The organism is Synechococcus sp. R65.1, from assembly GCF_047461755.1.
Classification (GTDB): Bacteria; Cyanobacteriota; Cyanobacteriia; order Thermostichales; family Thermostichaceae; genus Thermostichus.
On record NZ_JANSHU010000001.1, the window covers coordinates 177,545 to 189,805 of the forward strand.

Annotated in this window: 9 protein-coding genes; 5 read left to right on the forward strand and 4 right to left on the reverse strand. The window is 61.0% G+C overall.

What is annotated here, in order from left to right; genetic code table 11:
• The first annotated feature begins 120 nt into the window (after positions 1 to 120).
• Entirely contained in the window at positions 121 to 1,341 is a 1,221-nt protein-coding gene (chlP, locus tag NW814_RS00955) for a geranylgeranyl reductase (RefSeq protein WP_414394192.1), read from the forward strand.
• 7 nt (positions 1,342 to 1,348) lie between these two features.
• On the opposite strand, the gene NW814_RS00960 is transcribed toward chlP, so the two are convergent.
• Positions 1,349 to 2,179, reverse strand: a complete 831-nt coding sequence (locus tag NW814_RS00960) for a hypothetical protein (RefSeq protein ID WP_414404836.1) — start codon at positions 2,177 to 2,179, stop codon at positions 1,349 to 1,351.
• Between the two features lie 161 nt (positions 2,180 to 2,340).
• Between NW814_RS00960 and secD the strand changes: the two genes are divergently transcribed.
• Positions 2,341 to 3,687, forward strand: a complete 1,347-nt coding sequence (gene secD, locus NW814_RS00965) for a protein translocase subunit SecD (RefSeq protein WP_414404837.1) — start codon at positions 2,341 to 2,343, stop codon at positions 3,685 to 3,687.
• Complete coding sequence (secF, locus tag NW814_RS00970) at positions 3,684 to 4,649, forward strand: protein translocase subunit SecF (protein WP_414404838.1); 966 nt, start codon at positions 3,684 to 3,686, stop codon at positions 4,647 to 4,649. Before secD ends, secF begins: the two co-directional genes overlap by 4 nt.
• 15 nt (positions 4,650 to 4,664) lie before the next feature.
• Here the strand turns inward: secF and NW814_RS00975 are convergent, their stop codons facing one another.
• Entirely contained in the window at positions 4,665 to 6,584 is a 1,920-nt protein-coding gene (locus tag NW814_RS00975; RefSeq protein WP_414404839.1) for an FAD-dependent oxidoreductase, read from the reverse strand.
• A gap of 167 nt (positions 6,585 to 6,751) precedes the next feature.
• Here NW814_RS00975 and NW814_RS00980 point away from each other — a divergent pair, with 167 nt between their 5' ends.
• Positions 6,752 to 7,966 (forward strand): argininosuccinate synthase, encoded by a 1,215-nt coding sequence (locus NW814_RS00980; protein WP_414394184.1) that lies wholly within the window; start codon positions 6,752 to 6,754, stop codon positions 7,964 to 7,966.
• Between the two features lie 41 nt (positions 7,967 to 8,007).
• On the opposite strand, the gene murI is transcribed toward NW814_RS00980, so the two are convergent.
• Positions 8,008 to 8,886: a glutamate racemase gene (gene murI, locus NW814_RS00985; protein ID WP_414404840.1), complete on the reverse strand. Its 879-nt coding sequence runs from the start codon at positions 8,884 to 8,886 to the stop codon at positions 8,008 to 8,010.
• A gap of 70 nt (positions 8,887 to 8,956) precedes the next feature.
• The gene (locus NW814_RS00990; protein ID WP_414404841.1) at positions 8,957 to 10,765 is read right to left on the reverse strand and encodes an N-acetylmuramoyl-L-alanine amidase; all 1,809 of its coding nucleotides are present in this window, start codon (positions 10,763 to 10,765) and stop codon (positions 8,957 to 8,959) included.
• Between the two features lie 210 nt (positions 10,766 to 10,975).
• Here NW814_RS00990 and NW814_RS00995 point away from each other — a divergent pair, with 210 nt between their 5' ends.
• Entirely contained in the window at positions 10,976 to 12,094 is a 1,119-nt protein-coding gene (locus NW814_RS00995) for a hypothetical protein (protein ID WP_414404842.1), read from the forward strand.
• Positions 12,095 to 12,261: the final 167 nt, after the last annotated feature.

Sequence of the window (12,261 nt, forward strand, 5' to 3'; positions counted from 1 at the left end):
TTTAATGGGGGTAGACAAGAGACCGCAGCACCCGTACCTGTTGCTGCACTCCTGTATGCTGCAGGCTAGCTTCCCTTTTGGGAAGTCCTAGGAATTGGAAAAAAGAAAAAGGAGGGCGCCTTGAGCCTGAGAGTTGCCGTGGTGGGGGGCGGGCCAGCAGGGGCTTCTGCAGCCGAGGTTCTGGCTCAAGCCGGGATCGAGACCTTTTTGTTTGAGCGGAAGCTGGACAACGCCAAACCCTGCGGAGGCGCTATTCCCCTCTGTATGGTTTCGGAGTTCGACCTGCCGGAGGAGATCATCGACCGCAAGGTGCGCAAGATGAAGATGATCTCGCCCTCCAACTACGAGGTGGACATCGCCCTCGAAAATGAAGGCGAGTACATTGGCATGTGCCGCCGCGAAGTCCTTGACGCTTTCTTGCGCAACCGCGCCCGTCAAAAGGGGGCAGAGCTCATTCACGGCAAGGTGATGCACCTGGAAGTCCCCAAAAATGGCCAGGATCCCTACGTCTTGCACTACGTCGACTTTTCTGGCAACGCGCAGCAGGGGGTACCTCGCTCGCTGGCGGTGGATGTGGTGATTGGGGCGGATGGGTTCCACTCGAAGGTGGCAGAGGCCATTGGTGCCGGGGACTACAACTATGCCCTGGCTTTTCAGGAGCGCATTCGCCTCCCCGAGGACAAAATGGCCTACTATGCTGAGCGGGCAGAGATGTACGTGGGAGACGATGTCTCGCCCGACTTTTATGCCTGGGTGTTTCCCAAGTGCGACCATGTGGCGGTGGGTACCGGCACGATGAGGGCCAACCAAGCCCAGATCCAAAAGTTGCAAGCCGGGATCCGCGCCCGCGCTGCTGACCGGATCCGTGGGGGCCAGGTGATCAAGGTGGAGGCCCATCCCATTCCAGAGCATCCCCGTCCGCGCCGCGTAGTGGGCCGGGCCGCCTTGGTAGGAGACGCAGCAGGGTATGTAACCAAGGCAAGCGGCGAAGGGATTTACTTTGCTGCCAAGTCGGGCCGCATGTGCGCCGAGGCTATTGTTGAAACTTCCAACGGCGGGAAGCGTATCCCCACAGAAGAGGATCTCAAGCTCTATCTCCAGCGCTGGGATCGCCAGTACGGCCTAACCTACAAAGTCTTGGACATTCTGCAGCGGGTGTTCTACCGCTCCAACGCCACCCGCGAAGCTTTTGTCGAGATGTGCGCCGACCGGGATGTGCAGCGGCTAACCTTTGCCAGCTACCTCTATAAGACGGTGGTGCCGATGAGCCCCTGGGTGCAGTTCAAGATTACCGTTAAAACCCTGGGCAGCTTGCTGCGGGGCAACGCCCTGGCTCCCTGAGGGAGCTTTACTGCCACTGGAAGGTAACAGTAACCCGATCCCAGTTGGCGTCCGTTTTCAGCACGCTGGCAGAAGCTTTCTGGCCAGGAGGTACATTGCTGGGCTCAAAGGCGGCCACGCGCGTATCGACGACTTCTCCGCCACGGTAGAAGGTAAAACGGGCGCGGGCGTTGAGGACAGTGCGGTTGCTGCGGTTGATGGCCTCCACACTCAGGCGACTGCCAGCCCCTACCCGCTCTTCCCGGATTGATCCCACAATCACCAACTCGCCCGGGTTGGGTCCGGATGCCGCAGGCGTTGGGCTTGCAGGGGCAGAGGGTTGGGGGGTGGCGCCCTGCTGCTTCAAGAGCTCCAAAACGCGGGCCAGCTCCTGCTGAAAGAAGACAAAGGCTTCCCGCGATTGGTTGGCCACCTGGGCCAGGATCAGCCGATCCGCTTCGCTCAGAGGGATCTCCAGGAGGGGGTTTGGCCCTTTTAGGGTAACCCGGATGCTGGCAACCTCCTGGTTGATGAACTTGTCCAGATAGGGAAAGAGATTAAGGATGCAATCTTGAAAAGATCCCAGCGGCAAGGTGCTCTTGTTGGTCAGCACCAGGTCAGCCCGATCACAGCTAGCCCGATCCGCCAGCTCAATTTCCAGGGGCACCCGAAAGGAGCCCGGACTGGTGTTGGTGATGGTAACCCGAGTGCCGGACACCACCTCTCGCCAGCCATGGATAACTTCTACGCTAGGGCGAGTCACCTCTTCCGTGAAGTACTCTCCCGCCCAGGCAGGGGATCCCCAGAAGGTGAGCATAGAAAGCAACGCCGCCACTAGGCAAGTTCGTCGCCAATTCACCTTCACTTCTCCTCCCTTGCAGATCTGGGACACTGCCTGCCCCTGGCAACAGCTTCTAGCGTCAACTAAGTCCGTCTGGGGTAAAATCGAGAAGTTCAAAGCGTTACAAAACTTTGGGCCTGCCGACCAGTGCGGCTGTGTTCCTCGCTTAACTAGGCAGTATGGCTAGATCCCTAGCTTCGTGGCTCAATCGGCTTGCCCTCCTGCGAGGCCTAGTCTTTATCCTAGCAGTGGTAGTGGCTCTCACCTACTTGGGCTTTAGCCGAGAAGTTCGCCTCGGCCTTGACCTCAAAGGCGGGACGCAGCTTACCCTGCAAGCTCTGCCGACGCAGGAGGTGCCTGAGATTACTCCCGAAGTGATGCAGGGAGTGGAGGCTGTTATCCAGCAGCGGATCAACGGCCTGGGGGTGACTGAGCCTTTGATTCAAATCAGTGGCCGGGATCGTCTATTCGTGCAACTGCCTGGGGTAGCAGATCCGGATCGGGCGGTTGCTCTTTTGGGCGACACAGCCCAGTTGGAATTTCGCAAGGGCCTAGTTCCGGTCAGCGCCCTGCCCCGCAACGAACGGGGGGAGGTAACAGCCGGAGAGAACCCCGAAGCCTTGTTTGAAGGGGTCGGCCTCACCGGGGATCTGCTGCGCAACGCCTATCCCCAGGCCCCTCGCCGCGGCTCCCAGAGCTGGGAAGTGCTGCTAGAGTTTAAGCCGGAGGGGGCTGAGAAGTTTGCCCAGGTCACCCGAGAGCTGGCTGGCACGGGTCGCCCCTTGGGGATTTTTCTGGACGAGGTGCTCATCAGCGCCCCGATCGTGGGGCCGGAGTTTGCCCGCACTGGCATTACTGGCGGAACGGCGGTGATCACAGGCAATTTCACGGTGGAAACTGCCACCGACCTAGCGATAAAGCTCAAAGCGGGGGCGCTGCCGGTTCCAATTCAGGTGATTGAAAACCGCACAGTCGGGGCCACCCTAGGAGAAGAAAGTGTGCGCCGCAGCCTCTATGCCGGTATCGGCGGCCTGGTGCTGGTGTTTGTGTTCATGGTGGCCTACTACCGCCTGCCGGGACTCATTGCCGACATCGCTCTCCTCATCTATGCCCTCTGTACGTTTGCTTTGTTCCAACTGCTGGGGGTGACCATGACCCTGCCAGGAGCCGCTGGCTTCATTCTCAGCATTGGCATGGCAGTGGACGCCAATGTGCTAATCTTTGAGCGCATCAAAGAGGAGCTGCGGGCGGGCAAGTCCATCTACAAGTCCATCTCGGAAGGGTTTAGCCGCGCCTTTAGCAGCATTCTCGACAGCAACGTCACCACCCTTTTGGTCTGTGGCGTGCTCTTTTGGTTGGGGATGGGGCTGGTGAAAGGTTTCGCCGTAACCCTGGCTATTGGCGTTTCGGTAAGCTTCTTTACGGCCATTACCTGCACCCGCACCCTGCTGTTGGCGGCAATGGGGATCCCTGCCCTGCGCAAACCTGAACTCTACGGCGTTCGCATGGAGGCGATCCAACCATGACCGCGCAAGAGCCAGCAGGCGGATCCTCGCGGTTGCTCGACTACCGCTTCGACATCGTCGGGCGCAGCAAGCTCTGGTTTACCCTTTCCTTGGCGGTCTTGCTGGTGGGGCTGGCCAGCATGGCTTTTTCTCTGGCCTCTCTAGGAACCCCCCTGCGGCTGGGGCTGGATTTTGCCGGCGGCACCTTGCTGGATCTGCGTTTTGAGCGGCCTGTCACCACCGACGAGCTGCGGCGGGCGCTGCAGGAACATGGTTTGGGAACCAGCATCATCCAACTGGACACCCAGACGGGCCAGGAAGCCCTGATCCGCATGCCCCCTTTGACGGAGCAAGAGCGCCTGGCAGTGGAAGACACGCTGCGGCAGCGGGTGGGATCCTTTGAGCGCAGGCTGGTGGAGACGGTGGGCCCGACGGTGGGGCGTTTGCTCTTGCGCTCCGGCCTCGTGGCCGTGCTCATCTCTTTCGGCCTGATTGTGGTGTATCTGGCCCTGCGCTTTCAGTGGGATTACGCAGTGTTTGCCATTGTGGCCTTGCTGCACGATGTGGTGTTGACCACAGGGCTGTTTGCCCTTTTGGGCCTGACGGTGGGCATGGAGGCGGACAGCCTGTTTGTGGTGGCGCTGCTAACCATCATCGGCTTTTCCGTCAACGACACGGTGGTCATCTACGACCGCATCCGGGAGAACCTGCGTCTAGTCAGCCGCCGGGTCAGCTTTGCCGAGGTGGTGAACCTGTCTTTAAACCAAACTTTTGCCCGCTCCCTAAACACCACCCTGACGACGATGCTGCCCCTGGTGGCCATTGCCATTTTTGGCGGGGCCACGTTGAAGGGGTTTGCGATTGCTTTGCTCATCGGCTTTAGCTTGGGGGTCTATTCCAGCATCTTTATCGCCAGCCCCCTGCTGGTGTGGTGGCGGCAGCGGCGCTATGGCGGAAGGGTGCCTTCCAGCGCAGAGGGGTAAGACGGCAGCAGCGGCCTACCAGTGCAGTCGCTGTCCATGGGCAACCAGGTAGCGCTGCAAATCGGCCATCTTGCCCTGCGGCACGATTTGGGCCGGGGTCAAGCTGGGATCCTGGCTGCGCAACCAGGCCACAATGAGCCCAGCTGCCGAGCCGATGGTCCACTCCCCGTAGTGGGTGCGGGTAGCGGCGTTAACAATGTGGCTGACGGCGATCCCTTTGCCGCCGATAAGCAGGTTATCCACCTTCTGCGGGATCAAAGCTTCCAAGGGAATGAGAATGGGGCGGACGGAAAACTCGTTGACCGGTGCAGAGCTGGCCGACCGGGAGGGCTCCCAGTTGCGGTAGCGACAGCCGTGCATGTCGATGGCGTAGTGGGTGATCCCGACAACGGTGGGTCTGAAATCCCGCCCTCCGCTGGCGCCAACCCGGATGTCCTGCTCCAGCATCATGAACTCCGCCTGGCCGTAGGCAGCTCTCCCCAGGATGCGCCGCCCCTCTCGGATGTAGGGGTAGAGGCTGAGGCCAGAGCGGGTGCCCAGCAAGGAGTCTTCGGCAAACACTAGGGAGAGGGGATAGCCGGGCCGGGATTGGGTTTCCATCAGCCACTCGGCAAACAGCAGGGCGTGGTTTTCTCCATCTTTGAGGGCGGAGACGTCCAGCCCCCCCAACCAGTTGTGGCGCTGCCCCGAGGCCACCAGCCGCTCTTCGGTCAGGATCAGGGGCGGGTTCATCAGCCCCCAGTCGTTGCCGCGGTTCCAGTTCACCAGGGTCAGATCTCCGGGAACCGGGGTGCCGTAGAAGGGATCCGTGCGGCCCTTGCTGACGATGCGGCGATAGTTGAAAAAGCTCCGACCGCTGAAGGTGGGAAAGCCCTCCAGGTCAAACTGGCGGCGGTGTTCGGCGCGGGAGTAGCCCGGCTGCAGCTGGGCCAGCTCGGCGCGGGAGCGGCCGCCATCGTCGTGGATGGCCAGCACAAAGGGAAAGGTAAAGGCCTGGGTACACTCCGGGTTGCTGGCCGGGGCGGCATTGGGCTCTCCGGTTAGATCCCGCCCTTCCGAGCCCAGCCGGTAGGGGATGCCAGCCCAGCCCACCAGCTCGCCGGTATCGGTGGCGTCGATGACGAAGAAGGGACGGCCTGGCGGTGCCTGCAGCCGCAGCACCCGTTTGGCAAACACTTCCGTCTCCTGCCAGCTATACCAGCTCACCAATTCGCGCCACAGCCGTCCTGGCGGCACGAAGTTGGGATCCCGTGGCTGTCGCTGCACAGCATAGATGCTTTCAATCCGGGAGCCGTCGGCGCTGAAGGTGGCCCCCTTAAAAGCCGTCTGGGTGGCCCAGCGACTCTGGGGAGCATGCTGAGCTGCCTGCCGCAGCCAGGTATCCACCGCCTGCAGACCTGCCTGGGGCGGAAAACACAAGCTCCCTACCCAGCAACTGTTGATCTCGGCCACGCGGGTGCCGGGCGGGATCCCTGTCCAGGACGGGAGATGCACCGGCTGGCTTTCAATGAGGGCCTTAAACTCCAGCCAGTGGCGGGAAAAATTGCCCCGCTGCCGCATGAGGAGGGACTCATCGAGGGCCGATACCCCTTGGGAAGTGATCTGCCCCCCTAGCCAGGGAGTGAGCTCGATGAGGCAGGTTTGCACGCCCCCCCGCATGGCTTGGCCTGCTGCCGCCACGCCCCCTAGAGATCCGCCCACCACCACCAGCTCGCACTCCCAGATCTCCTCCGGCTGCGGCAGGGGATCCAGCAGGGGCCAGCCGTGGGCGGTAAAACGGGGCAGCTCTGGCGGGGATCCCCCTTCCGGCTGGGAGAGGGCGGCAAACCCTGCCCCGGCCACAAAGCTCAGCAGCGACAGGATCCCCAGTCCCAGAGCTCGTTTCTGGCTAAGTCTCCGCTGCGCTGCTCGGATCCCTCTGCTGGCCTTGCTCACTGGAGCCCCACCCCCCACGTCGCGCCAACACCTGCTTAGACAGCGATCCCAAGCCTAGGAGAAATCCCCTATGAGAATACTCGACAAGCTGCCCCCAGGGGTCAGACTGGGCAAGCTACAGGGCATAATGGGCTAGCAACTTGTCTCCAACAGGGATCCACAGCACCATGGGACGGGCAAAGAAGGTGGTTTTGGCCTACTCCGGCGGCGTTGACACCTCCGTCTGTATCCCCTACCTCAAACACGAGTGGGGGGTGGAATCGGTGGTTACCCTGGCGGTGGATCTGGGGCAAGGAGCAGAGCTGGAGGCCATCCAGGCCAAGGCCCTTAGGGCAGGGGCAGAGCAATCGCTGGTGCGGGAGGCTGTCCAGACCCTAATTACCGACTATGCCTTCCCCGCCCTCCAGGCCAACGCCCTCTACGAACAGCGCTACCCTCTCTCCACTGCCCTAGCCCGACCCCTGATTGCCAAGCTCCTGGTGGAGGTGGCAGAGGAAGTGGGTGCCGACGCGGTGGCCCACGGCTGCACCGGCAAAGGCAACGACCAAGTGCGCTTCGACCTGGCCATTGCCGCCCTAAACCCTAGGCTAAAGGTGCTGGCCCCAGCGCGCGAGTGGGGCATGACCCGCGAGGAGACCATTGCCTATGGGGAGCGCTACGGGATCCCCATGCCGGTGCAGAAGTCCAGCCCCTACAGCATCGACCTCAACATTCTAGGCCGCAGCGTCGAAGCCGGGATCCTGGAGGACGCCGACCAAGAGCCGCCGGAGGAAGTGTATGCCCTCACCCGGCCTCTTTCTCAAACCCCTGACGAGCCCGCCTACGTGGAGATTGCCTTTGAAGAGGGGATCCCAGTGGAGCTGGATGGGCAGCGCCTTGGCCCCCGAGTCCTCTTTGAGCGGCTCAATGCCTTGGCCGGCAGCCACGGCGTGGGCCGCATCGACATGATTGAGGATCGGCTGGTGGGGATTAAGTCGCGCGAGATCTACGAGTGCCCCGCTCTAACTGTGCTCATTCAAGCCCACCGCGAGCTGGAAAGCCTCACCCTTCCCCGCGAGGTCCTCCACTACAAGTACGGCATCGAGACCACCTACAGCCAGTTGATCTACAACGGCCTTTGGTACTCGCCGCTGCGGGAGGCTCTTGACGCCTTTGTCCGCACCACCCAGAAAAGCGTCACCGGCGTCGTGCGGATGCGTCTGCACAAGGGCCAAGCGGTCTGCGTGGGCCGCCGTTCCCCTTACTCCCTCTACAACCCAGAGCTGGCCACCTACGGGGAAGGGGATCAATTCGACCATCGCGCTGCCGAAGGCTTTATCTACATTTGGGGCTTGCCTACCCGTGTTTGGGCTGAGGTTCACCGCTGGCGCGAAGGGAGATAGGCCTATTCCGCCGGCGTTCTCGAGCAGATGGCTGTTCTTGTCTAGGTTCGGCGGAAGTTGTTGACGTCTAGGGCTGGCAACTCTACCTGTTCCACCTGAGGTCGAAAGCCCAGCCAAGGGGTGGCCAACTGGGCAAAGCGCTCTGGATCCCCGCTGACATAGAAGCGGTGCGGTTCGTCATGGGGGGCTGTTGGGGGCCGGCGGAGACCCCAGAGGCTGAGTTCACGGGCTAGCGAGCGCACCAGGGCCACGCCGGGATCCACCCGCTTGACCGAAGGGGGCAGCAGAGACTTCAGCAGGGGATCAAGGAGAGGATAGTGGGTGCAGCCGTAGACAAGGGTGTCGATCCCCTGCCGTAGAAGCGGCTGTAAGTAGCGTTTGGCGGCCTGCTGCAGCTCGAGGCTGTTCAACTGACCGGCTTCGATGAGGGGAACAAACGCCGGGCAGGCCTGCTCCCAGCAGTGGACAGGCTGGGGAAAGCGCTTGGGATCCAGGGCGCTGTACTCACGGATGGCCTTGGAGTAGGCGCGGCTTTTAACCGTAGCCGCCGTGGCAATGACCCCAATGCGGGATCCTTGGGCCAAGGCCGCCTGGGCGCCGGGCAGGATGAGGCCAAGGATGGGTAGGGCAAACTCCTGCTGCACTTGCTCTAGGGCCAGCGCCGAGCTGGTGTTGCAGGCCATCACCACGACTTTCACCGGCTGCGCCTGCATCCAGCGCAGGATCTGGCGCACGAAGGTCAAGATCTCCTCAGGCGAGCGATCCCCATAGGGCAGCCGCGCCGTATCGGCAAAATAGACAAGGCGCTCTTGGGGCAATTGCCGCCGCAGGGCCCGCCAAACGGTGAGCCCCCCCAGGCCACTGTCAAACACCCCAATTGGCCAACTGGGATCTGGCTCTCTTGTCCACCCCCAACGCATGCTCCTTCCTCCCTCACTACCTTGGCCTAAGCTGCTGTATCCTACCCTGCCTTGAGACGGGCGGCACGCTCTAGCGGTTGCGCAAGAAGGTCTCGATGCCCTCGGCAATGGCTCCCGCCAAAACGGCCTGGTATTCGGGGGTGGCCAACTTTCGCCCTTCCGTGGGGTTGGTAACATACCCCAGCTCCAGCAGCACCGAGGGCATGCCCACCGGCGTTTCCCGCACCATGAAAAAGCGGGCCCGTCGCACCCCCCGATCCGCAGCGCCAGTAGCTCGCACCAGGCTGCGGTGCAAGATTGCTGCTAGCTCGGCGCTATCCGGCCGTAGGTAGTAGGTCTCGATGCCGTGGACGCTGGAGCGATCCAGAGCGTTGGCGTGGATGCTCACCAACAGCGTGGCGTTGGCCTGCACGGCTATATCCACCCGCGGCCGCAGCAGCACCTCACGGTCGTCGGTGCGGGTCATCACCACCTCATAGCCCCGCTCCTGCAGCAGGTGTCGGACCTGGTGGGCCACAAGGAGCACAATGTCCTTCTCCAAGATCCCATCTACCCCAACAGCACCGGGATCCCGTCCCCCGTGGCCTGGATCCAGGGCAATAACCGGCCGGCTTTGGCGAGGACGGGAAGCCTGGGCAGGCGGCTGCGGCTGGGATGTGGGAAAAGGAGCGCCTAGAGGACGCAACTCCAAAGTGATGCGGCGGGATCCCTGGCCGGGATTGGGCTCAAAGACATTGAAGTCCTCAGCGGGCTGCACCAGAATGCTGACCGTGCGGGCATCTTCCTGCACAAGGCGGATCCGCTGCACCGGTCCCCCGACCGGCAAGCCGGGATCCGGCAAGGACTCGGGCAGGCGCGCCGGTGCCACGTTGATGCGGTAGCTGCCGCTTTCGGGATCCCAGCCAGCCCGGTAGAACATAAACCCATCGGCGCTGATGATGAGCTGATTTCCCCGCAGTTCCACAGAGCGCAAGGTGGCTAGCGGCCCTTGGGCCTCGGTTAGGCTGATATCAGGCAAAAGGCTGGCCTGGGCAGCACCCCCAGCAGGCTGGATCCAGATTCCTCCCTGCTGTGGGTCGTAGCGGGCCTCCCAATCCCCACTGGAAGGATCCACATCCAACACCACGCGGGCGGTCGTAGGCTCGAACTGCCCAACACGCAGCCGCAAAACCCCCAAGCGGTTGACAGGATAGACCCGCTGGGTGAGGGCGGGACTAAGGGTGGTGTTGAGAAAATCCACAACCACCCGATTTGGATCGAAGAGGCGCCGCACCGTGGTGGAAGGGTTGCCCTGGGTGCGAATGAAAAAGCCCTCCGCCTGGGGAGAGATGGCCAAGATCTGATGGCTGGAGCGGGAGCTTGCAGGAGGAGGGAGTGGGCTGGTTTCAGGGCGACGGGGCGGCCCTAAGGATGGGGACGAGGCGGTGGACTCCTGGGAACCAGGGGGAGGGGGAAATAGCGAGGCAGGGGGCGAGGGTTGCTCGGGTTGGAGGAACTGAACAGCCCAGCGGGAAGGGCCGGCGGTAAGGAGTTGCAGTTGGTCAAGGCTAAGGGGCTGGTCTGGCTGCAGGTGGAGGACAAAGCGGGTGATGGTCGGGGTGAGCTGTTTGATCTCCAACAAGGTAACTCGCCCTGGAAAGGTCTGGCTTTGGGGCTCGCGTCCAAAAAGGGTGTTGGGAAAATCCAGAACCACCCTAGGAGGGTTTTGCAGCACAAACAGAAAAGGCCGCACCTCTCCTTGGGTGTTGACCTCCAGCCATCCCCGCTGCGGGTCGTAGTGCCAGCGGTCAATGCGAGACAAACCGGTAACGGTAGTCAGTTGGGCTTGAACGGGCAAGGGGGAAAATAGACCCGCTCCGGCTAGGCCCCACAGCAGCATTGCTCCCCAAAGGGAGCACGGCTTGGGATCCCATCTTATTCCCCGCTTGTCCAAGCCAGGCATACCGTCCACCCACTCTGCCTACCTGCTGCCCTCAACTATACCAACCTCCCCCCAAGGCGACCTGAAGGGAGCGCCCTCTTGCTGCTGCTGGCGGGACTAGCTGAAGATAGTGGGGATCCTCCTGAGATTTCGCCAAGTCATAGGGCAGTGACAGGCCCACCCGATCCTCTCTCTCTGGCCCGCGCCGGTAATGTTCAAGCAATTGTGCAGGTTGTCCGCTTGGAGCTGCTGCGGCAAAAGTGGCCTGCACAAGTTCGCTTTGCTGATAACACCCTGCACATCTACCTGCTGGGATCCCTTCCCGGACAACCCTCCCCTCAAGTGGTGACCGCCCGGCTTTTTCTAATGCTGAAGCAGCTGCGGATCCCACGGCTGGAACAAGTGGAAATTTGTGCTTTCCTTGGCTCCCAGTTGCTCTGGCGACGCAGACTGAGAATAGGCTCCCAGCAGCGCTGGGATCGGTTTTCCTTCGATAACTGGGCAGTCAACGCTTGGGCTTACCCGGCTGCGTTTGCGGTGGCCCTGATGGTGAACAACATAGGCTTGTTGCAGTTGTTGCATTTGCCTCTTCACATTTGGATCCACGAATTTGGCCATGCCACCGTCGCCTGGTGGAGCGGGTATCGGGCTTTGCCTCTGCCCATCGGCTGGACAAGCGTTAGCTCGCAGAGGGATCCCTTTGTGTATTTTGGAATCCTCTTTTTACTGATTCTACTCTTCTGGTCAGCCCGCAAGGAGCGGATTGGGTGGCTGCAGGTGCTGGCCATCTTTCTTGCTCTATTGCAGTTTTACATGACCTGGCTGATGCCCAATCGCACCTGGGAGATGTTGTTTGCCTTTAGCGGCGTTGGAGGAGAATTTTATCTCAGCACCTTTCTGATGGCCAGCTTTTATTTTCCCCTGCCAGATCGTTGGCGATGGGACTCTTTGCGATTTGTCGTGCTGGGGATCGCGAGCAGCAGCCTCTGGAAAAGCTTTTGGCAGTGGCATCTTATTCAGCAAGGGTTAGCCCCGATTCCTTGGGGAACCCTACTAGGCGGCCAAGGAGATGCCGCCGGGGATATGAACCGCCTGGTTTATGAGTTTGGTTGGAGCGAAAGCCAAATTGTCCAAACCTACAGAAGCCTAGGAAACTGGTGTGTTTTGTTCATATTGGGCTTGTATATCTTGTTTCTACTGCGCATGAACAATCAGATTTGGTTGTCTCTACAAGCAAGATTTATCCTCTGGGTCGATGCTCTTTTTGAACCGAGTAAGCATCGCTAAAAAAAGCCATATCTTCTCACCTTTTTTGGAAAAAAGACTGAGTCGAGGCGTAGCAGCGAAGGCTCTAGATCTTGCTCAAAGCGACTGTAGACCAATAGACTTGTCGAGGGCACTAGAAAAGAGCCAGAAACCCTCGGTTAATGGGAGGTCTCTCTCAGAACGCCTGC